This window comes from Fusibacter ferrireducens, assembly GCF_015352425.1.
Classification (GTDB): Bacteria; Bacillota; Clostridia; order Peptostreptococcales; family Acidaminobacteraceae; genus Fusibacter_A; species Fusibacter_A ferrireducens.
On the sequence record NZ_JADKNH010000003.1, the window covers coordinates 213,753 to 234,934 of the forward strand.

19 protein-coding genes are annotated in these 21,182 nt (G+C 38.0%); 11 read left to right on the plus strand and 8 right to left on the minus strand.

Going from position 1 to position 21,182, the window contains the following annotated elements; all coding sequences use genetic code 11:
• Positions 1-174: 174 nt before the first annotated feature.
• Genes ISU02_RS06070 through amrS form a run of 3 tightly spaced genes read left to right on the plus strand, consistent with a single transcriptional unit; the run spans position 175 to position 3,353 of the window.
• Positions 175-1,593 carry a glycoside hydrolase family 1 protein gene (locus tag ISU02_RS06070; RefSeq protein WP_194700913.1) on the plus strand — a complete coding sequence of 473 codons (1,419 nt, stop codon included), beginning with the start codon at positions 175-177 and terminating at the stop codon, positions 1,591-1,593.
• Entirely contained in the window at positions 1,594-2,487 is an 894-nt protein-coding gene (locus ISU02_RS06075; protein WP_194700914.1) for an ROK family protein, read from the plus strand.
• 14 nt (positions 2,488-2,501) lie between these two features.
• The gene (gene amrS / locus ISU02_RS06080; protein ID WP_194700915.1) at positions 2,502-3,353 is read left to right on the plus strand and encodes an AmmeMemoRadiSam system radical SAM enzyme; all 852 of its coding nucleotides are present in this window, start codon (positions 2,502-2,504) and stop codon (positions 3,351-3,353) included.
• Between the two features lie 54 nt (positions 3,354-3,407).
• On the opposite strand, the gene ISU02_RS06085 is transcribed toward amrS, so the two are convergent.
• Positions 3,408-4,424, minus strand: a complete 1,017-nt coding sequence (locus ISU02_RS06085; protein ID WP_194700916.1) for a YeiH family protein — start codon at positions 4,422-4,424, stop codon at positions 3,408-3,410.
• Positions 4,425-4,535: 111 nt separating this feature from the next.
• Between ISU02_RS06085 and ISU02_RS06090 the strand changes: the two genes are divergently transcribed.
• The 3 genes from ISU02_RS06090 to ISU02_RS06100 are packed head-to-tail and all read left to right on the plus strand — an operon-like array spanning position 4,536 to position 7,125.
• Positions 4,536-5,402 carry a LysR family transcriptional regulator gene (locus tag ISU02_RS06090; protein WP_194700917.1) on the plus strand — a complete coding sequence of 289 codons (867 nt, stop codon included), beginning with the start codon at positions 4,536-4,538 and terminating at the stop codon, positions 5,400-5,402.
• A gap of 49 nt (positions 5,403-5,451) precedes the next feature.
• Entirely contained in the window at positions 5,452-6,279 is an 828-nt protein-coding gene (locus ISU02_RS06095; protein WP_194700918.1) for an RMD1 family protein, read from the plus strand.
• A 12-nt stretch (positions 6,280-6,291) separates the two neighbouring features.
• Complete coding sequence (locus ISU02_RS06100; protein ID WP_194700919.1) at positions 6,292-7,125, plus strand: RMD1 family protein; 834 nt, start codon at positions 6,292-6,294, stop codon at positions 7,123-7,125.
• A 79-nt stretch (positions 7,126-7,204) separates the two neighbouring features.
• Here ISU02_RS06100 and ISU02_RS06105 read toward each other — a convergent pair whose 3' ends face one another.
• From ISU02_RS06105 to ISU02_RS06120, 4 genes are read right to left on the minus strand one after another with little or no spacing between them, the layout of a single operon-like run.
• On the minus strand, positions 7,205-8,632 hold the full coding sequence (locus ISU02_RS06105; protein WP_194700920.1) for a 4Fe-4S dicluster domain-containing protein: 1,428 nt from the start codon (positions 8,630-8,632) through the stop codon (positions 7,205-7,207).
• A 44-nt stretch (positions 8,633-8,676) separates the two neighbouring features.
• A complete protein-coding gene (locus ISU02_RS06110; RefSeq protein WP_194700921.1) occupies positions 8,677-9,840 on the minus strand; it encodes a PP2C family protein-serine/threonine phosphatase in 1,164 nt (387 codons plus the stop codon).
• A 1-nt stretch (position 9,841) separates the two neighbouring features.
• Complete coding sequence (locus tag ISU02_RS06115; protein WP_194700922.1) at positions 9,842-11,563, minus strand: [Fe-Fe] hydrogenase large subunit C-terminal domain-containing protein; 1,722 nt, start codon at positions 11,561-11,563, stop codon at positions 9,842-9,844.
• Positions 11,564-11,806 (minus strand): (2Fe-2S) ferredoxin domain-containing protein, encoded by a 243-nt coding sequence (locus ISU02_RS06120; RefSeq protein ID WP_194700923.1) that lies wholly within the window; start codon positions 11,804-11,806, stop codon positions 11,564-11,566. It abuts the gene before it with no gap.
• 927 nt (positions 11,807-12,733) lie between these two features.
• Here ISU02_RS06120 and ISU02_RS06125 point away from each other — a divergent pair.
• The 5 genes from ISU02_RS06125 (at position 12,734) to ISU02_RS06145 (ending at position 18,744) form a co-directional block, all read left to right on the plus strand.
• Positions 12,734-13,843 carry a KamA family radical SAM protein gene (locus tag ISU02_RS06125; RefSeq protein WP_194700924.1) on the plus strand — a complete coding sequence of 370 codons (1,110 nt, stop codon included), beginning with the start codon at positions 12,734-12,736 and terminating at the stop codon, positions 13,841-13,843.
• 288 nt (positions 13,844-14,131) lie between these two features.
• Positions 14,132-16,720: an ATP-dependent chaperone ClpB gene (gene clpB, locus ISU02_RS06130; protein WP_194700925.1), complete on the plus strand. Its 2,589-nt coding sequence runs from the start codon at positions 14,132-14,134 to the stop codon at positions 16,718-16,720.
• A gap of 230 nt (positions 16,721-16,950) precedes the next feature.
• Entirely contained in the window at positions 16,951-17,370 is a 420-nt protein-coding gene (locus ISU02_RS06135) for a YjdF family protein (protein WP_194700926.1), read from the plus strand.
• 39 nt (positions 17,371-17,409) lie between these two features.
• A complete protein-coding gene (locus ISU02_RS06140) occupies positions 17,410-17,859 on the plus strand; it encodes a MarR family winged helix-turn-helix transcriptional regulator (RefSeq protein WP_194700927.1) in 450 nt (149 codons plus the stop codon).
• Positions 17,860-18,132: 273 nt separating this feature from the next.
• A complete protein-coding gene (locus tag ISU02_RS06145) occupies positions 18,133-18,744 on the plus strand; it encodes a nitroreductase family protein (protein ID WP_194700928.1) in 612 nt (203 codons plus the stop codon).
• Between the two features lie 67 nt (positions 18,745-18,811).
• Here ISU02_RS06145 and ISU02_RS06150 read toward each other — a convergent pair whose 3' ends face one another.
• The 3 genes from ISU02_RS06150 to ISU02_RS06160 all read right to left on the minus strand — a co-directional run bounded on the left by ISU02_RS06150 (position 18,812) and on the right by ISU02_RS06160 (position 21,110).
• Positions 18,812-19,108: a YciI family protein gene (locus ISU02_RS06150; RefSeq protein WP_194700929.1), complete on the minus strand. Its 297-nt coding sequence runs from the start codon at positions 19,106-19,108 to the stop codon at positions 18,812-18,814.
• 208 nt (positions 19,109-19,316) lie between these two features.
• Complete coding sequence (locus tag ISU02_RS06155; protein ID WP_194700930.1) at positions 19,317-19,778, minus strand: MarR family winged helix-turn-helix transcriptional regulator; 462 nt, start codon at positions 19,776-19,778, stop codon at positions 19,317-19,319.
• A 156-nt stretch (positions 19,779-19,934) separates the two neighbouring features.
• The gene (locus ISU02_RS06160) at positions 19,935-21,110 is read right to left on the minus strand and encodes an aminotransferase class III-fold pyridoxal phosphate-dependent enzyme (protein ID WP_194700931.1); all 1,176 of its coding nucleotides are present in this window, start codon (positions 21,108-21,110) and stop codon (positions 19,935-19,937) included.
• Positions 21,111-21,182: the final 72 nt, after the last annotated feature.

The window sequence follows — 21,182 nt, forward strand, 5'->3', positions numbered from 1 at the left end:
GCATTTTTTATATATATTTTGAAAAACAATATGAGCTTTGGTGTGGATTTGAATAGAATGATATAAATTGCGTAAAAGATATATATTTTTAATGACGAATCGCTTGATTATTGGTGCTATAATATTAATAGGGTGAGCATAAAAAAATATAAAAAAGTAAGCGAGGTATTTTAGATGACGCAATTTGATCGTAATTTTCTATGGGGATCAGCATCAGCGGCTTATCAAATCGAAGGTGCTGTTGCTGCCGACGGAAAAGGAGAGTCTGTATGGGATGTATGGGCACACCTTGAAGGTAAAACACATGAGGGCACTAATGGCGATATTGCAACGGACCATTATAATCGATATGAAGAAGATGTGGCTTTGATGAAGAAAGCTGGACTAAAGGCATACCGATTTTCAATATCGTGGACAAGAATTCTGCCCAATGGGACAGGTATAGTTAACTCTGAAGGGATAAATTTTTATAATCGCCTGATCAACTTACTTATCGAAAACGATATACAGCCACTTGTGACTTTGTATCACTGGGATTTGCCTCAAACTTTGCAAACAAAGTATTTGGGATGGGAATCCGAACAAATCGTCCATGACTTTACGGCGTATGCCAAAATTTGTTTTAAAGCCTTTGGTGATCGGGTTAAATACTGGATTGTTATGAACGAACCCAACATTTTCACACATCTAGGTTATATCATGGGGGTTCATCCACCGGGAAAACATGATGAAGCCTTATTTTTAAAGACTTATCATCATACGGCATTGGCGCATGCGCATACAGTGCTGGCTTATAAGGAAATGGGACTTGAAGGCCAAATTGGGTCGAGCATAGCCTTTACACCTGCCTATTCAAGCACATCCAGTGAAGCGGATCAAGGGGCATTGAAAAGCTATTATGACATAGGACCTTGGTGGTATCTTGACAGCTATTATAAGGGCAGTTATCCAGAGTCAGCAATCGAATATTATACATCTCAAAACATAGAGATGCCTTTTAAAAAAGCTGATTTCGAGATTATGAAAGCGGCGGCAGAAGTAGTAGACTTCATTGGTATCAATTATTATCAAACCGCTATGGTTGCCTATAATCCAATAGATGGTGTTGGCATTTCAAGCTTCAACACCACGGGTAAAAAAGGCACCCAAAAGGAATCCGGCATACCGGGTCTATATAAAACCGTTAAAAATCCCAACATTGAATACACAGACTGGGATTGGGCCATTGATCCAGATGGATTGAGATATGGTTTGGTGGAACTAAAGGCAAGATATGACTTACCAATACTGATCAGTGAAAATGGACTGGGTGCATTTGATACAGTGAGTTCAGATGGAGCAATTAATGATGACTACCGCATAGACTTTTTAAGAGCGCATATTGAAGCCTGTGGCAATGCCATAAATGAAGGGGTTGACTTACTGGGCTATATGACTTGGTCATTTACGGATTTATTGAGTTGGCTTAATGGTTTTAAAAAACGTTATGGATTTGTATATGTAGACTTTGAAAGCACGGATTTAAAAAGGATACCCAAAAAATCTTTTTACTGGTATCGTGAAGTGATAAAAACAAATGGGGAGGCACTTTAAATGAAGTATCTTGCAATAGATATAGGAGGGACTAATATTAAATATGGTCTTGTTTCGAGTGCTGGAGAGATTACCTTTAAAAATAAAGAGAAGACGGATAAAACCAGTCTTGAAAACTTAGTGATGCAATTATCGGATATTATAGAGAATTTTAAAGCGAGATCCATAGCATTTAAGGGGATTGCCCTATCGGTGCCAGCACCTGTAAACGCGGTAACTGGTGAAATTTTAGGCAGAGGCAGTATGCCCTTTTTATTGAATGAGAGTTTAAATCAAATTTTAGGGAAAACTTATAATCTCAAAATTACAAGCGAAAACGACGGCAATTGCGCGGCTTTGGCAGAAGTTTGGCTGGGTGCGGCAAAGTCCTGTAAAGATATCGCTCTTGTGGTGTGTGGCACAGGCATTGGTGGTGCAATTATTAAAGATCGCAAGATTCACAGAGGTAAGCATCTTTATGCTGGTGAATTTGGCTATTCGATTTTAGACTCTCGAGATAGAAAAAATCTAAAAACTTGGTCGCATATTGCGTCAACTAAAGCCATGATTGATCAGTATTGTGAGCTAAAAGGCGTAAAGGGCGTTTCAGGAGAAGCGGTTTTTGAGAGTGCAGAGCTTGGAGATGAGATCGCTCAAAAAGTAATTGATGACTTTTTCTTTTTTAACGCATTGGGACTTCATAATATTCAGTTTAACTATGATCCTGAAATGATTCTTTTAGGTGGGGCCATAAGTAGTAGAGCGGATTTTTTAGAAAAACTGGAGGCACATTTGGATATCATTTATCGTTCATTTGATTATGGTGGTGTGCGCCCTGTAATCGCTCAATGTGAATTTTCAAACGATTCAAATCTCTTGGGAGCAGTTTATCATCATATAAATAGTGCTTTCTAGGATAGGAGCAGTACATGAAAGAAGCTCTTTTTTACAAAAAACTAGACCCAAACAGGGTATCCTGTTTAGTTTGTCCTCATTTATGTATTATTCCAGAAAATGAAACGGGAAAATGTCAGGTTCGAAAGAATATAGGTGGAATTTTATACAGCTTAAACTATGGACAAGTGTCTGCACTTGCAGTGGACCCCATAGAGAAAAAGCCGTTACATTTTTGGAGGCCGGAGAGCCAGATTTTATCCGTTGGCTCCTATGGCTGTAATATGTCGTGTCAATTTTGTCAAAATTTTAGTATTTCTCAATACAAGCCCACATTGTCAGAGATGACGCCGAAGGATATTGTTCAAAAGGCAAAAGAGCTCTCTTTAGAAGCAATTGCCTACACTTACAACGAACCCACGGTATTCTATGAGATGGTCCTTGAAACGGCTATGTTGGCAAAACAAGATGGTATTGCAAATGTGCTTGTGACCAATGGCTTCATCAATCCTGAACCACTTGCACAATTAATGCCCTACATAGATGCAGCCAATGTGGATGTAAAGACTTATGATCATTTACTTTATGGTTCTGTTTGTGAGGGCAATTTAGATGCAGTTTTAAGTACAATCCAGCAACTTGTCGTTCACAATATTCACGTGGAAGTAACCTGTCTACTGGTGCCTGGATTATTCGAAGATTTAGGGCGTATAGAAATTTTCTTTAAGGATTTAAGGCAACTTGCAGGTGATGTACCACTTCATTTAAGTCGGTATTATCCTAGATATTTATACAAAGCACCTGCCACGGACCTGGCGAAGATGCGTGAAATTCAGTATGTGGCTCAAAAGTTTTTTTCATATGCTCAGTTGGGCAATGTTTATTGATAGAGTGTCAATACAGGGATTTAAATATTCTAATTAGAAACGATACAGTTTGGACTACCAAAGCTGTATCGTTTTTTGTACGAAAAGGGCAACCATTGTGACGGAAAACCAACAGATAGACCCAAGTAAGATGGGTTTAAAACCATTTTTTAAGAGTTTGACCAATGCAGTGTTTAAACCTATTGCGGACATGGCGATAACAATCATAAATTTGCCTAAAGTAATCATTCCAATGACAATATCTTGAGGCAAGTGAAGCGTGGTGCTTAGAATGGTTGTTGCTAGAAATCCAAGAATAAACCATGGAAAAATTTTTGAGATGCTTAAATTTTGATCTTTGCGCTTTCTAGATTGCAAGTAGGACAAAACCAGAGAGATTGGAATAATCATCAAGGTTCTAGTGAGTTTGACTACTGTTGCCGTGGCAAGGGCAGTGTTGTTACCTTTAAAAGTACTCCAAGCAGTTGAAGCGGCAACCACAGAAGAGGTATCATTAATGGCGGTGCCTGCGAAGATGCCAAAACCGTAATCACTCATATTTAAAAATTGTCCTAAAGCTGGAAATAGAAAAACGGCGACGATGTTAAAGAGGAATATCGTAGAAATAGCATGTGCAATCTCTTCATCATTTGCATTCAATATAGGGGCTGTGGCAGCAATGGCAGATCCACCGCAGATTGAGGTGCCTACGCCAATTAAAGTCGTCATTACAGGATCGGTTTTTAGGATTTTCCCCATGATGTAGGTGACTATAAATGCAGTGGATAAAGTAAAGACCATAATGGAGAGAGATTGCTTGCCCACCTCAAAAACTGTGAAGAGGTTCATTTGAAAACCAAGGAGTATAATCGCATATTGCAGTATTTTTTTTGAGCTGTAGGTCATACCCGCTTTGAAAAGGCCGAGATGGGGCAAAATGATGGGTCTAATGATCATGCCAATAAGAATTGCAAATACTGGCGCGCCCACAAGCGGGACCTCTTTGCCGAGTGGCCAAGCAATTGAAGCCAGAGCGATGGTCAGTAAAAGACCGGGTAAATTCTGTTTTAATTTCTGTTTAAATGTTTGCATTGATGTTACCTCCAATACCTATAGTTTCACATATTTCTTTATATATGTAAAATACTATTATATAATGATATAGATAACTAAATACTTATGTATAATTGAAAGAGGTACAGAATGACCTTTAGACATTTGAAAATTATGACCATAGTAGCGGATTTAGGGAGCATGACAGAAGCTGCAAAAAAATTATATATTTCACAACCTTCTGTAAGTCAAGCAATAAGAGAAATTGAAACGCATTACAACATCAAGTTGTTTGAGCGATTCTCAAAAAAACTTTATATTACAGATAGCGGCAAGCAATACCTCAATTATGCAAGGCATATCACGCAGCTCTTTGAAGAAATGGAACGATCCCTAACGCATGAAAATACTCTAAAGATTGGGGCAAGCTTAACGGTTGGAGAGGCCATTATGCCAGAGCTCATTTCCAGGTTCAAGCATGTCATGCCAGAGCTTAAATCTCATGTGGTGATCAAGAATACTTCCGAGCTTGAAAGTCTTCTCTTAAACAATCAAATTGATATGGCATTAGTAGAGGGCAATATGTATGATCCACATATCAAAATGGAATCTGTGTGCGAAGATGAGCTTTTGATGGTCTGTGGGAAAAGCCATCCTTTGTATGAACGACAAATCCATACAGCTGAAGCTTTGCAAACCTTTTCATTTATCGTCAGAGAGCAGGGGAGTGGCACTAGGGAATTACTTGAGCGCACATTCTTAGAGCGTGGACTCAAATTAAATATAGCTTGGGAATGCAATGGATTTGAAAGCATCAAAAAGGCAGTTGCTGAAGGGCATGGGGTTGCGGCAATCTCTAAAAGATTGGTGGAAGACGAGTTGAAGTCAGGAATTCTCAAGGTCATAGGTAAAGACTTAATCCAATTTAAACGTACATTTAACATGGCCTATCACAAGAATAAATTTATCACGCCAGCACTTCTAAACATGATGACACTTATTAAAAAGTGGGTTTAAATTATGGTATAATAGAGCATAATTTATGTGTGAAGCAGGGAGGCACTACATGAAATTTAAAGCTTACTCAGTAGCTAATGAAATCAATTTGAATAAAATTGCATTGGATTGTGGCATTCCTAAAAAATATACTTGGGAAGAGCCCTTGATATTGACGCCTATTATTTTAGATACCATCTTTAGCGGCCTAGATATGAGGGATAAGAGAGTTTTTATCTTTTCCTTTGGAACTTTTGTGACGATTGACTTTACTTTAGATGAGGATAACAGACTTTTACAATATTTAAAAGGGTTTGAAAGAGAGATTGATCTTAAGAAGTGGACGCGTTATTCGGATGAGTATGAACTCAAGGTTGATTTAGGTCTTGATGAAGAAAACCCTTTTAGTTTTACAGATGAAGAACTTGTTGTGGCAAGGTTTGAGGAGGCTTATCAAGAAATTGTAGCCACTGTAATTGCCAAATCAGTGGCACTTGAACGCGTTGAAGAAAACATGAAAAATATTTTGGATCGGATTGAGAGCATGGTGGAACGCCTTGAAAAAGGGCGGTTTAGATTGAGTGATCGCAAGCTGGCCAAGACAATTGCTCAGGTGTTGCGCCATGAGTATAGTACAATTGCCTATATCATGATCTTAGATCGCCCAGATCTCACTTGGGAAAGTAATTTGTACAGCGATTTATATGACCAGATGGCTGAGTTCTTTGAGCTCTCTGACCGCTATGAAATCATGAAAACAAAAACAGATATTCTCAATAATATCATTGATGGATTTGCGACAATTTCTCATTCCATGCGAGGAACCTTTATAGAATGGGTGATTGTTATATTGATTGTGGCAGAAGTGGTCTTAATGCTTTTGGAGTTTATCCAATAGAGGAGGACGTCTATGCAAACGATTCGCTTTTACAGTTTCAAGGTGAGGGAAACTTTTGATCTGGATAAAATCGCTGATTACTTTAAAAAGACGCGCTCTTTGAAGTGGAGTGATTATATTGTACTGGATAATCATTTGTTAGAATCGACATTAAAGAGAACGGTTAAGGGACATGAGGTCATTCTCTATCAGTTTGGAGTCGTTACTTTCATCAATTTTTATGAAGATGAGATGCGTAATTTTTTATCTTTGATTGATCAGATAGAAGCTATTGATTATACTGGATTTGCTAAAAACTATGAACACTTTGAACTTGAAGTGGGGGCATTTGGAGAGACGTTATATGAAGATCTTCAGACGATTCCGCACAAGCAAATCACAGAGATGATTGCTGAAACTACAGCCAAGTCCGTGGGCCTTGCCCATATAGAGATGGCATTACAGCAATTGATGGATCAAGTGGAACCCTTGCTGATTCAGATGAGTCACGGGCGCGTTAAAGTAGATCGTCGCACGAAAAGGGTGCTTGGTGAAATGATTTCTTTTAAATATAAATTGGCACAATCGGTTGGACTCTTTGATAAACCTTCCACTTCCATTGCCTTAAAGGAATGGCATGAGTACATTCTAGAATATTTTGAGCTGAATGACCGTTATATTATTTTAGAGGGCAAGGTAGATGATCTCAAAAAGATGCTGTTTCAATATTATAAATTTAATCATGCCATAAAAGATAGAAGACTTTTTATATTCGAAATCGTGTTGTTGACTTTTTTCCCGATCAGCTCACTTGCAAGATCGGGTGCATTGGCACGCTTTATCGAATGGATTGTACATTTCTTTTGAACATGCGACATATTTTAAACACAAAAGCACCCAGGGGTTGGGTGCTTTTGTGCGTGTGTTAGGATAGTGTATAGTGTCCTTATTCCAAGGAGATGTTGATATTTTCAAATACGCTGAGGGCATCAGCAGTGCGGTTTTCAAAGGCCATTTTAGAGTAGGCATCCAGTGCTTTGAGATCTTTTGGTCCATGATGCATTGTAACAGGCCCTTTGATACAACCGCCTTTACAAGCCATGCCTTCTATGAAATCTGCTTCAAGTTTATTGAATTTAAGCAGTTTTAAAGCTTTGTCACAGGCTTCAATACCATCACAAGCAAGAGAGACAATACCCTCGACGCCTTGTTCAGCCATATAATTTGAAATAGAGAGTGTGACGCCGCCACTTGCCGCAAACTTTCTGCCATAATATGAGGCGTTGTTAAGTGGTGTGGATTCAAGAGATTCTAATTGAATGTCCTTGGCATCCATAAGTGCCGCAAGTTCTTCAAATGTGAGTACATAATCGGTGTCGCTGGTCTTTTGTTTTTCTTTTTTCTTAGAGATGCACGGTCCTATGAAAACCACAACTGCCTCTGGATCGATTGCCTTTATAAGTCGCGCAGTAGCTGTCATTGGAGATACAGTCGATGAAATATGTGTTTGAAGTTCTGGGAACTTTTTTTTAATGTATTCAACGAAACTGGGGCAGCAGGAGCTGGTAAGTACTTTATCGTGATATTTCATTTTAATCAGTTCATCTGCTTCGTGCTTGGTTACTAAGTCGGCACCGAGCGCAACTTCAACCACATCTCTGAAACCCAGCTTTTTTATGCCTGTGATCACTTGCCCTAAATCCACAAAATCGAATTGTGTGGCAAAGGCAGGGGCAACCATAGCATAAAGGTGTTTACTGCCAGAATTTATAGTATCGATGACGGGAATGATTTCAGATTTATCTTGAATGGCGCCAAATGGACATTGGTAGACACATGCACCACAGCTGATACACAGATCATAATCAATAACCGCTTTTTTGCGATGATCAATTTTTATGGCGTTTGTGGGACAGTCTCTACGACAAGGTCTCATGACATCGGCAATGGCGTTGTAAGGACAGCTTTCTTTGCATTTACCACATTCGATACATTTGTTATAATCAATAATTGCCTTGTTGTTCTGTATCTTTATAGCGTCTACCGGGCAACTGTTGAGGCAACGGTGTGCAATGCAACCACGGCATGCCTCGGTAATGGCGTAGCGGTTCACAGGACACTGATCACAGGCAGATTCTAATACTTCAATAATGCCGGGCATATGCGGGTTGCCGCCAATTGCCATTTGGACGCGATCACTGGTGATGGCGCGTTCATGAAATATACAACATCTGTATTGCTCTTCAGGTCCTGGATTGACTTTAAAGGGAATTGTGCTTATCTGAGTTTCTAAATCACCTTTAAATGCTAAACGCGCCACTTCAATAAGGACATTGCTTTTAATTTTTTGAACATGGTTTTCATATTTTCTCATGGGATCACCTTTATTATTTTCTTGAGCCACGGGGTGTATCTTGATCAATCTGTATATTCTAATGTGACCAATTTCCCCATGACGGATAATTCGTTTACGATATCTTTAACAATATTATTTTTTATACTCAATTCCTTTGGAAAGTCAGGATTTTGATGTGCAGGATTTATGGCACGTCCCACCCAAAAATGAATATGTGTGGACTCTTCCAGCAAAAGCTTTAATAGCCTGCTGACACCATCTTCTTTTGTAAAGATGGGTTCATCGGCATTGAGATTGATTTGTTTGAGTTTGCCAAGTACCATTTTAAGTGTGAGCACACCTTCCGTTACAAGATCAATCCCCTTTATTCTAGCGGTGGGAGGTACTAAAGGATCTATATACTCAATTTCAGTTACGATTTCTCGGTCCAGTTCTCTAGAGACGATATTGGCAGCAGTGCCACCACAAACGATTTTCTTGCCGAATTGCGACATGAATTGAGAAACGACTTCTGAGTCCTTTGCTTTTAATTCAGGGGGACCTGTGAGGATTTGAAGCCATTGAGGATTTCTAACTTTTATAGTGACAGCTGTGGTGTCGTCACCGGGTTTGTCATCATAGAGTTTTTTACATGTTTCAATAAGGCGTCTGTTGAGTTTTTCTGCTGAGGGTGTTGATTGAAGCTCTAGGAATTCAGCCACATGTCGCCATTCCCAACCGTGATTTAAAAGGCGTCCTACACCAGCGTGAATAACACCATCAGAACAAAGCGTAATCTCATCGTTGACTTCAAGCTTGAATTCACTGACCCATACATATTTATCAGCAGATAAAATTTCGATCTTGTCAATTTCCAAAATCTTATGATTTCTAAGGATGAACACAGGCGGATTATCGAATTCAATGATCCTTGCGTTGAGTTGATGATCAATTTCTAAAATGGTAAAAGTGGAATAGCCAATTTTACGAACGTTACAGATGGGAAGCGTGTGTGTTATGGTGTCAATTGTGTCTTTTATGTCTGCACCCTGTTCAAGCATGGTAATCATGATTTTACTGGTTAGGGTGGCGAGGATATTTGCTTTGACACCACTGCCGAGACCGTCTGCCAATACCACGATCATTCTATCCTTTGATTTAATGATTTCGACCTTATCGCCGCAAAGTTCCTCACCGTACTTATTAAGCGAGTGGTGTGCAACTTCTATATAATAGTCAGAAAGCATTCTAATCACCGCCTTCTGTCAATACGAGTTTCTTGAGTTTGTTGAGGCCAATTTTCGTTTCTGCAGTGGTTTCGCCCAGTAAACTGGCGATTTCTTGTGCAACCCTCATCTGTTTTTCTATGACTTGTTGGCAGGTGATGAGCGTTTCCTCTTTAACCCTTTCAAGTTCGTCCTTATTGTTCTCAGCTTCAGTGATATCCGTGAAGATGCCCACATAAATTTTACCATTTTGAATCTTGACCACATTGGAGTAGAAAGTGCGATCAACGGATGGAAGATATATTTTTTTACTCATCCGGTGGTGATTGGAGTCAGCGATCTCTTCAAAGATCGTATCATCTACAAGCGCTGCAATTGGCCAATAAGTGAGCTTAATTTTCGTTGCATTGAACAACTGATTAAAAGAAGGATTAACCTCTTGGATTCTGCGCTCAGAATCTAAGATACAGATGGCATTTGGGCTGTTGTCAAAGATAATAGCTTGGAGGCTTTCTGCCTTTTTGCGGAGCGTGTCTAAGCACATATCAATGTCAGAGAAGCCCTTAGTAATGGCCACAGCTTTTTCATAACAGGAGCTGTATCCGCAAGCGCCACAATTGAGCTGATCTTTCAAGGTATACTTACCCATTTTAAGGAGCACTTCAGAGACCTGATGGTCATTTATGGCAATTTTATTCACCAATTTTGGCACAAATGTCTGATACAGTTCTGAGCTGGTAAGACGATCATCCACATAAGGGATATCTGTCGGCAAAAAAGGTGTTTTTTCAACGTAATTTGTCAAAAGGCTTATTCTCTTATAGAGAGAGGGGGCATCTGATGGGACGTCTGGTCCGTTGATGCAGCTGCCAGAACAGATGTTGAGTTCGGCACAGTATCCCTTTATTTCGCCATTTTCCACAGCATTTAAAAAGCTTTTACAGTCCTCGATACCATCCACGTGAATGTATTTATACTTTGGGTTTATCCGAGTTTGGAGATCGCGTTTCCATAAACTGCCCCCCATAGGGTAAGCTCTGCCACGACGACTTACAGGTGTATCAAAAGCAGTTTCTTTTAAATCGGATAAGACAATGCCAGCTTCTGAAAACCACCTCTCCAATTCTTTAAAAGTAATAACCGCATCAATCGCATTGGGATGATCCACTGCTTCAGCTTTTTTAGCAAGACATGGACCGATGAAAACGGTCATATGATCTTCGCCATAACGAGATTTGAGATCAAGACCATGTGCAGTCATGGGAGATACCACGGGTAAGACACTCTTTAGTGTCTTTTCATAGTAGTGTTCAACCAAATAATTACTAGAGGGGCAACAGCTGGTTATGATGTTATCCGTATGACCTGCACTGATGAATTTTTCGTACTCAAGGGAGACGATTTCTGCGCCTCTTGCAGTCTCTTCCACGATTTCAAATCCAAGCTGTTTTAAGGCAGTTGCCATTTGTTCTGGAGATTTCATAGTGAAAACACCAGCAAACGAAGGCGCAAGAGAAACGAGCACTTTCTTGCCTTTTTTTATGGCGTGTTGCACCTTTTCGAGATCGAGCTGAATCGTCAAAGCGTCTTGTGTGCAATGCATTTGACAGAGACCGCATTTGATACATAAGTCATCGATAATGTGTCGGCCTCTAGTTGTAAAAGAGATGGCTTTTGTAGGACATATCCGCAGACACTTAAAACATTCATCACAAAGTTCAGGGTCAAATTTGATGAATTCCAATTAGATCACCTTCTTTTTCAACATTGCCATAAAAGGTTCAACTGCATCTGGCGTCATAGAGATCACTTCATCAGAATCAATCTGAACAGAGACGGCTTCTGAACACTTACCAAGACAAAATGAAGATTTTAAAATAATGGTCTCTTCAAGTTGATGTTTCGTGATATACGCCTGAAATTTTTTGATGACATCATAAGAGCCTTTTAGATGACATGCACTGCCGATACACACTTTTATTTCCATGGGATTCTCCTTTTCTTTGAATTTAGAAAGTTATGATAATTTATAGTTTTGATAATTTATTATAGTAGAACATCAATTTACCTAGTGGTGGAACGTCAACTTATCTAAAAAGTCTTCAACACTGGATTTCAACTTTATAGAACAGATCAGCCAGATACACTGAGAGTGATCTCCAAATAAATTATGGCATATAGGGCTAAAGTAAAATTGTTTTTTTTAGAAATAGATACACCTGCTATAATAATAAATGGGCATAAGCACTTAAACAGCTTTTAACGATTTGAATATAGGCTCTAAATCAAAATAAATTTTGATAGGATTATCATAATCATTTAGATAAGGAGAATGCTTTATTGCTGAATAAGAATATGCTATTTAATCGATTTTAGCAGGTGTACTTTCTATGCTTCATAAAGCTCAGTTTACCAACTTGGTAAACAAATCAATTTGAGCGCGTTTTTATGTCCATACTCAGGTGAAAATGCGCTGCTGATTTATGCGTTAATAATATCACAAAGGGTGTGGTGTATCAATCTGAAATCATATAAAAAATTAATATATAATTGTATTAAATAGAAGTAATTATTAACTGGATGTAATATTTATCTCGAGAAATGCTTCGAGTGGGAAGTAAAAGAAAAATAGCAATGTAAAAGTTACGGAAAAGACATAAATATTACGAAAAAGAAATGAATTGATTTCTAAAGATGAGAAAATTTTTTATAATTATGAGGAAATGATTGACAAAAAAATAACTAAATGAAAAATTTAACGTCAACTTTACATAGATTGAAGTAATTATGGATTGTAATAGTTATATTATGGTAAAATATACCTTTTTATTGATAAGTTTTTATGGTATAATTGTAGTGTGAGTTAAGTAGTGCTAATTATTTAACACATAAATTAATATTGAAGGGGGTAAAAATGACCTGGAAGGATTCTTTGAAGAACAACGTCAACAATGTTGAAAAACTCAAAGCATTCATTCGAATTTCACCTGAGGAGGAAAGGGATTATGAAAAAATTACAAAACATTTTCCCATATCATCGACAACTTATTATTTAAATCTGATTGATCCAGAGGATCCCAGTGATCCAATAAGGAAAATGGCAATACCATCTATAGGTGAATTTGATATGGATGGAGATTTCGATACGAGTGGTGAATCTCAAAATACGAAGATGCAAGGTTTACAACACAAATACACGACCACTGCACTGCTTTTATCCACTAATAAATGTGCGATGTACTGCAGACACTGTTTTAGAAAGAGACTCGTTGGCACAAACACGAGTGAAACGCTTGACTTCATCAAGGAAGCTGTGGCGTATATCAGGGATCATAAAGAAATTAATAATGTCTTAATCACTGGGGGCGATTCCTTTTTACTCGAAAATGAAATGATTGAGGCCTATCTGCAAGAGCTGATAACGATTGATCATCTCGATTTTATTCGATTTGGAACACGTACGCCAGTGGTATTTCCAGAACGTATCTATTCTGATCAAAATTTATTGGGCCTCCTAAGTAAATATTCAAAACTTAAACGTATTTACGTAGTCACCCAGTTTAATCATCCAAACGAATTGACTGATGAAGCCGTTCGATCTGTCCAAAGTCTGCTAGATCACAACATCATTGTGAATAATCAGACGGTTCTTTTAAAAGGTGTCAATGACAACTCAGAGACACTTGCAACTCTTATTAATAGACTTGTGAAAAATGGTATTTCACCTTACTACATTTTCCAATGTAGACCCGTAAAAGGTGTGAAAAATCAATTTCAAGTTCCTCTTGACGAAGCATATGACATCGTGGAAAATGCAAAAAAATTAATGCATGGTCACAGCAAAAGAATCAAATTCTGCATGAGCCATGAAACAGGAAAAATAGAAATTGTTGGTAAGTTTAACAATGAAATGTTATTCAAATATCATCAATCTAAATATGAAGAAAATTATGGTAGAATATTTTCAGTTAAGCTAGACGCCAATCAAGCGTGGCTAAAACCAGAAAATGTTGTCAATAATTAATTGACTAAAGGTGTTGTATTTTTGTTATGAGTTCTTTTATTAGTATTCTTAAAAAGACTCAGATGATTTACAACACCTTTTTTAATGCTTTACTGGATCAGAGGATATTATAAATGAGCAGTGGTGTGCCAAACGATTGGACTTTGGCAATGGGAGTATACATAAAAAGTTTACAATTGGATTTGCCTATCAGAGATTGAATTTTGGAAGAAGAATCGCTATAATTAAATTAGCACTCGACGATATAGAGTGCTGATAAAATGATTGATGGCAATTAGGAGGTGTAAGATGAATTTAGAAAAAATGACGCAAAAGACATCTGAGGCTATTGATTTAGGTCATAAAATGGCAATAAAACTCAATCATTCAAAGGTAGATGGTGAGCATCTCCACTATGGACTCTTAAAAGTAGAGAACAGCCTTATACTGAAAATTCTGACCTACTTAAATATAAATACGGATGCCTATACCCATGAAATTGAAGCTTATTTAGAATCTCAACCATCTGTTTATGGTGATGATGTTCAAGTTTCAGGAACACGTAGGTTAAATCAACTTTTGATCCAAGCAGAAGAAGAGGCAAAACATTTTAATGATGACTATATAAGTGTGGAGCATGTTTATATTGCACTTTTAAAGGAAAAAAGCACTTTTTCTTCAAAACTCATGACACGATATGGCATTACGCTATCTCTTTTCCTTGAAGCATTGCAGACGATCCGAAGTGACCAAAGAATTACTTCGGATAATCCTGAGGCAACCTATGAGGCTCTAAAGCAATATGCGCAGGATTTAGTGGCTCTTGCTAAAACCGGTAAATTAGATCCTGTGATTGGGCGAGATGCAGAGATAAGGCGTGTTATCAGAATTCTATCTAGGAGAACTAAAAATAATCCTGTTCTCATTGGAGAACCTGGAGTCGGTAAAACTGCCATAGTGGAAGGATTGGCACAGCGTATTTTAAGCGGTGATGTGCCTGAAAGCTTAAAAAATAAAAAAGTATTTGCATTGGACATGGGGGCTTTAATTGCTGGTGCCAAGTTTAGAGGTGAGTTTGAAGAACGGTTAAAAGCAGTTCTCAATGAAGTGGAAAAATCACAAGGTGAGATATTACTTTTTATAGACGAGCTTCATAATATAGTGGGAGCAGGTAAGACCGAAGGCGCAATGGATGCTGGTAATCTGCTAAAACCTTTGCTGGCACGTGGACAACTGCACTGTATAGGTGCAACCACTCTTAACGAATATCGTAAGTATATTGAAAAGGATGCAGCACTTGAACGTCGTTTTCAAACGGTTATGGTGGATCAGCCGACGGTGGAAGATACCATATCTATTTTGAGAGGTTTGAAAGATCGATTTGAAATCCATCATGGCGTCAGAATTACAGACTCTGCACTGGTGGCTTGTGCGGTGCTTTCAAGTCGCTATATTACAGAGCGGTTTTTACCGGATAAGGCCATCGATTTAATGGATGAGGCAGCTGCCATGATTAGAACAGAGATTGACAGCATGCCAAGTGATTTGGATGAGATTTATAGAAGACAATTGCAGCTTGAAATTGAACGACAGGCATTGATAAAGGAAACGGATAAAAGTGCTAAGGAACGGCTTAAACAGCTAGAACGTGAAATTTTGAGCATCAAAGAAAAATCACAGGATATGAAAGCTCAGTGGGAAGTTGAAAAGCAAATTCTCACAAAAGAGAAAAACTTTAAAGCAGAAATAGAACAAACAAAACGAGAAATTGACGAAGCAGAGCGTGCTTATGATCTTGAAAAACTGGCAAGCTTGAAGTATGGAAAACTACCAGAGCTTGAAAAACAGTTGGAAGAAGCTCAAAATAAATCAGAAACACATGAAATGACATTGCTCAAAGAAGAAGTAACTGAAGTAGAAATTGCTGAAATCATCTCCAAGTGGACGGGTATTCCACTCAGTAAACTCAACGAAACTGAAAAAGAGAAGCTTTTAAATTTAGAAGCGCATCTTCATAAACGCGTGGTTGGACAAGAAGAAGCGGTTAATGCAGTTGCAGAATCGATTATAAGAGCCAGAGCTGGACTCAAAGATCCAGAAAAACCAATTGGTTCATTTATATTTTTAGGACCGACAGGCGTTGGAAAGACAGAACTTGCAAAGACGCTTGCAGAATCCCTCTTCGACGATGAACACAATCTCGTTCGAATTGACATGAGTGAATATATGGAAAAACACTCTGTTTCACGTTTGGTTGGCGCGCCTCCGGGATACGTGGGTTATGATGAAGGTGGTCAGCTCACCGAAGCAGTGAGACGTAAACCGTACTCGGTTTTACTCTTTGATGAGATAGAGAAAGCGCATCCCGATGTTTTTAATATCTTGCTTCAATTATTAGATGAAGGGAGATTGACAGATAATCAGGGCAAAACCGTCAGCTTTAAAAACACGATTATTATTATGACTTCTAATATTGGCAGTGAGCTCCTGCTTGAAAAGATTAAACAAGGACAATTGGATGATGCCACTAGAAATGAAGTCCATCAAATGCTCTTTAGGTATTTTAAACCTGAATTTATCAATCGAATGGATGAAATCGTATTATTCACACCGCTCAGCAAAGGTCAAATTAGAAAGATCATAGACTTGACTTTACTCCAACTGCAATTTCTTTTAAGAGAACGCCACATTGAGCTCTCTCTTACAGATGCGGCTAAGGATTATATCATTGACAGGGCCTATGTGCCAGAGTTTGGTGCAAGACCATTAAAGCGTTATTTACAAAAACATTTGGAAACTCAAATTGGTCGCAAACTATTGGCTGGTGAAGTTTCAGATTATAGCAATATTTTAATTGATGTAAACGCTGAATTAGATCAATTGATTTTTAAGGTTTAAAATGAGGCGTTAAACGCATCTTAAAGCATGTAAGGCGTTCGTAGCATGGGCACTTACATGTTTTTTGTCTATTGAAATTTGATGTGGACAAAGTAAATCAAATTAGATAACATAAGATTGCAGAGATAAAAACACGATCCGGTAGGTAGTCCGGATGCAGCGATGCTGTCAGTAACCTGCCCTCCTGGGGTTGTCCCTTCTCAAAAATGCACAAAAAAACAGGAGGCCTTATGAATCAATTAACCGTTTTTTATGAAAACTCTTTTTGGGTTGGTGTTTTTGAAGAGAAAAGGGATGGGGAAATTAGTGTTTGCAAAGTGACCTTTGGCGCAGAACCCAAAGGAGAAGAACTTTTAAACTTTGTAGATCGGTACTATTTTAAACTAAAGTTCAGTGACTTTTATGCGGAGGATGAAGCCTGTATTCAGAGCGTAACTAAGCGCATTAATCCGAAACGATTACAGCGTTTGGTTTCAAAAGAGATGAATCAGGTCGGTATTTCAACCAAATCTCAAGAGGCTATAAGAGCAGAAAGAGAGTCGCAAAAGAAAGTAAGATTATCTCAATCCAAAGCGTTTAGAGAACAGCAATTAAAATTGAAATTTGCAAAAAAACAAAAACAAAAAAAAGAGAAAAAGAAAGGTCATTAACGAGTTGACAATATCACTAATTAGTGATATATTGTACTCATGAAGAAGATAAATACTTACGGTGAAGAAAATGATACCAATTTAAAATTGGTTATTGCATTATCGAGGACGCAGTTATCGCTCAACAGAGAGCTTCAAACCTTTCTGACGAGATATAAGTTGACTGTAGCGCAGTTTGGTGTTCTCGAAGCCCTGTACCATAAAGGGGACATGAAGATTTGCGAATTGATTGACAAAACGCTTTCCACCAGTGGGAACATGACAGTGGTGATCAAGAATCTTGAAAAGGAAGGTCTTGTGACGAGACAATCTAATCCAGAGGATCGACGTGCTTTCTTGATTCACTTGACGGCAAAGGGAGAAACTCTGATCCAGGAAGTCTTTAATTTGCATCTTAAGGAATTAAACCGTTTCTTTAAATTAGTGACCGAAGAGGAGAAGCATCAGCTTCACCTGCTTTTAAAAAAGGTAAATGGACTTGAGACTTAAGCTAAAATTTGTTTTAAGGTCAAATTCCTTTTTTTTAAACATATATCACTAATTAGTGATATTCAACTTGTATAAACAACAAGATTTGAGTCAAAAGTTGTGATGAGGGGTGTTTAACCTCAAACAGCGTCAGCGCAAAGTGTTTTGAGCTGCAGAGGAGACTTAAATGTTGTTGAATCGCCTAATTATCAAAATATCGAATCGTTAAATCAGTAAACTATTAAACTATTATAAAGCCAAGAGTGCTTTTAAAGTGAACAAGGAGGAAACATTATGTTATTAAGAGATGCCTTTACAGAAAGAAGATCCGTGAATTTTTTCAATCCAGAAAAAGAAGTGACAGACCAAACTTTAAAAGAGATTGTAGAGCTTGCCGGCCTTGCACCATCAGCTTTTAACTTACAACCATGGAGAGTTATTGCCGTTAGATCGGAAGCCCAAAAGGAATTGCTATCCGAAAATGCAAATAAGCAACCGAAGATTAAAGAAGCACCTGTGACATTGATTGTTGTGGGTGATCGTGAAGGCTATCGTCCAGAGAATTCTGTTTGGGCAGAGTTGAAAGCAATGATTGGCGATGAACAAGCACAAGGGGCTATAGATGCAGCTGGATTTTTATATGGCAGTTCAGAAGAACGTAAGATAAAATTTGCAGAGAGCAATGCAGGCCTTTATGCAATGTCCATTATGTTAGCCGCTAAAGATCTTGGCGTGGACAGTCATGCAATGAGTGGCGTGGATTTTGAAGGCATTAAAAAGGCATTTAATTTAAATGCAAGTGAAGAAGTGGTTATGCTCATTGGGTTGGGACATTACGATGAGACAAAAGCGCTTTATCCAAGAAGAACAAGAAGATCACTTGAAGAAGTCCTTGAAATTGTATAGATGGATGTCTTAATAAGTGAATTCTAGTATTCTAAAAAAGCAGTTGAACGAAAACTTCAACTGCTTTTTACTCTTTAAACCAATCTTTAAGATAGCTCTGACAATCATGCAGTTTAAACTCTGAAATTCGATATTCCTGAACGCCTGCTTTTACCAGTGGATCATCATTACAAAATTTGTCGATATCTTTACATTTCACAACAATAATGCCACCACCTGTTCCAACCTTGGGGCCAGATACGAGAATTGAGCCATCATTAAATCCATTTTTCAAATATTCAAGATGCTCATTAATCGCTTTTTGCAACACAGTTTCATCCGTGATTTTTGTTGAAAATGTGCCTTCCAATACATAATATCTCATTATTTTTCTCCTTTCTAACGCCTGCATATCATTATATAATCTGGTTTTTTATTATTTTAATAACATGTTCGCACAAAATAATTTTGCAATCTATAAATGGTCGGATTAATGATCGCCAGTATGAACGGGAATCCATATAAGACTTACTAATAGTCTCGCAGTGGCTCCTGACATCACGGTGACCAATGATAGTGACAAGATGGTAATTTTAAGTTTTCTCATATGATGTGCCTTTCGTTACATTGAGTGCGTTAGCAGACATTACAGTGAGTTTTTGAATTATGTCATCTTTTTCTTCTTCATTCATGCCTTCTAAAATAACATCCGTCCAGTCTTTAAGGGCACTGAGAATGATGGGTTGCATTTCAATACCTTTTATAGTTAATTTGACGTTATTGGCTCTTTTGTCACTCTTACTTTTTTCCCTGATAATATAGCCTTTATTTTCAAGGCTTTTCATAGCTCTTGTTGTAAGAGCGCCATCGATAATAAGAATATCAGATAGGTGTTTTTGATTATTACCGCTATTGTCTGGAGAAAGATTAGCTAAAGAAATATACTCTGAGTAGTTTAAACCATATGGATTTAGTTTAGCGTTAAGGTAAATTTGTGCTTGCCTATGAATAATAGAAATCAATTTACCGACACTTTCTGTTTTTTGATTTTCCATGCACACCTCCTGTTTAGTTGACTTGTCAAGTAAATTATACAGCAAGATACTTGACATGTCAAGTATCTTGCGATTTAACACAACAAGAAGTATCATATACTATTTTACTTTGTTTTTAGAGGCATAATTTGAGTCATAAAAATAACGTTAAAGTACTCACTTTTTATCCGTAAAAAAAAGAGAAATCGTGTCGATTAGAGTATCAATTTCATCTTCAGTGATGGTCATTGGCGGGAAAAAGCGAATTATTGCGTGCATGGCGAAACATCCAACAAAGATGTTGTGCTCAAGTAACTTTCGTTGAAGTGCAATAGCGGTTTCGGGCTTATCGCATACGAGGCCGAGCATTAAGCCCTTACCTCTGAGTTCAATGAATGAATCGTATTGATCGATCAGTTGAGTTAAGCGATTTATGAAATAATGACTGATCTCTTTGCTTTTTGCAATCCAGTCATTTTGAATGATAAAGTCGATGACTGAGCGAGCAACTTCGGCACCAAGTGGATCGTTCTGATGAGATTGAGCATATTTGAAGTTCAATAAGTCAGGAGCACTGTAAATGCGTTGATCCATGAGAATTGCACTGATTGGGAAGCCATTGCCTAGCCCTTTTCCAAGCGCTATCAAATGAGGTTTAAGGTCATAGTGATTAAAGGCAAACCATTCAGAAGTCCTGCCGATGCCGCTGGTGATTTCGTTGCAGACAAGCAATCCATTGTACTCTGTAATCTTTTGATAGATATACTGGATGAGCTTTCGTGCAGGAAATATTATTTTGTGCTCTTGTGTGCCAAGTTCTAAAATAAAAATAAAGGGTTCATGAAGTTCTTTTAGAACATTGGGGACATGAGCACAATGTTCGCAGTGCCATGATTCATGCCCATCACAGTTGGGATCGCATTTTAGAAAGGGCACTTGGATGTGCTCAGATGTATTAGAGATCATTGTGGGATAAGCACCTAGATATGAATGCTCAAGAGAAACGCATTTTGCTTTTTTGAGTAGGGTCTTTGCAATTGTAATGGCGCAGAGAACCGCCTCGCTACCAGAACTTAAAAATAGGGCGGCGCCATTATCGAAATTTGAAATGGCAAGGAGTTGATCAGAGAGATTTTCTGTAGCATTGTTTTTAAAATAAGTATGGTGATGTATGATTTTTTGAGATTGACTTGCGTAAACTTTGGCAATGGATTCCGGATTATGCCCGATATTCGCACACCATATACCGGATTCAAAATCTAAATAGGTCCTATTTTTGTCATCTGTAAAGGTATTGCCCTTTGCCGAAATTAAATGGATATCCAAAATGGGATGGGGATAAAATACTGCCATGGGAGCCTCCTTCAAATTTTTATTTGATCTAAGGCCATATTAAAATAAAAATCAATATGGTACAATATAATA

Excerpts from the sequence above, each read along its gene's own strand:
- ISU02_RS06070 (WP_194700913.1), top strand. The coding sequence starts at position 175 with ATGACGCAATTTGATCGTAATTTTCTATGGGGATCAGCATCAGCGGCT.
- ISU02_RS06075 (WP_194700914.1), top strand. The coding sequence starts at position 1,594 with ATGAAGTATCTTGCAATAGATATAGGAGGGACTAATATTAAATATGGT.
- amrS (WP_194700915.1), top strand. The coding sequence starts at position 2,502 with ATGAAAGAAGCTCTTTTTTACAAAAAACTAGACCCAAACAGGGTATCC.
- ISU02_RS06085 (WP_194700916.1), bottom strand. The coding sequence starts at position 4,424 with ATGCAAACATTTAAACAGAAATTAAAACAGAATTTACCCGGTCTTTTA.
- ISU02_RS06090 (WP_194700917.1), top strand. The coding sequence starts at position 4,536 with ATGACCTTTAGACATTTGAAAATTATGACCATAGTAGCGGATTTAGGG.
- ISU02_RS06095 (WP_194700918.1), top strand. The coding sequence starts at position 5,452 with ATGAAATTTAAAGCTTACTCAGTAGCTAATGAAATCAATTTGAATAAA.
- ISU02_RS06100 (WP_194700919.1), top strand. The coding sequence starts at position 6,292 with ATGCAAACGATTCGCTTTTACAGTTTCAAGGTGAGGGAAACTTTTGAT.
- ISU02_RS06105 (WP_194700920.1), bottom strand. The coding sequence starts at position 8,632 with ATGAGAAAATATGAAAACCATGTTCAAAAAATTAAAAGCAATGTCCTT.
- ISU02_RS06110 (WP_194700921.1), bottom strand. The coding sequence starts at position 9,840 with ATGCTTTCTGACTATTATATAGAAGTTGCACACCACTCGCTTAATAAG.
- ISU02_RS06120 (WP_194700923.1), bottom strand. The coding sequence starts at position 11,806 with ATGGAAATAAAAGTGTGTATCGGCAGTGCATGTCATCTAAAAGGCTCT.
- ISU02_RS06125 (WP_194700924.1), top strand. The coding sequence starts at position 12,734 with ATGACCTGGAAGGATTCTTTGAAGAACAACGTCAACAATGTTGAAAAA.
- clpB (WP_194700925.1), top strand. The coding sequence starts at position 14,132 with ATGAATTTAGAAAAAATGACGCAAAAGACATCTGAGGCTATTGATTTA.
- ISU02_RS06135 (WP_194700926.1), top strand. The coding sequence starts at position 16,951 with ATGAATCAATTAACCGTTTTTTATGAAAACTCTTTTTGGGTTGGTGTT.
- ISU02_RS06140 (WP_194700927.1), top strand. The coding sequence starts at position 17,410 with ATGAAGAAGATAAATACTTACGGTGAAGAAAATGATACCAATTTAAAA.
- ISU02_RS06145 (WP_194700928.1), top strand. The coding sequence starts at position 18,133 with ATGTTATTAAGAGATGCCTTTACAGAAAGAAGATCCGTGAATTTTTTC.
- ISU02_RS06150 (WP_194700929.1), bottom strand. The coding sequence starts at position 19,108 with ATGAGATATTATGTATTGGAAGGCACATTTTCAACAAAAATCACGGAT.
- ISU02_RS06155 (WP_194700930.1), bottom strand. The coding sequence starts at position 19,778 with ATGGAAAATCAAAAAACAGAAAGTGTCGGTAAATTGATTTCTATTATT.
- ISU02_RS06160 (WP_194700931.1), bottom strand. The coding sequence starts at position 21,110 with ATGGCAGTATTTTATCCCCATCCCATTTTGGATATCCATTTAATTTCG.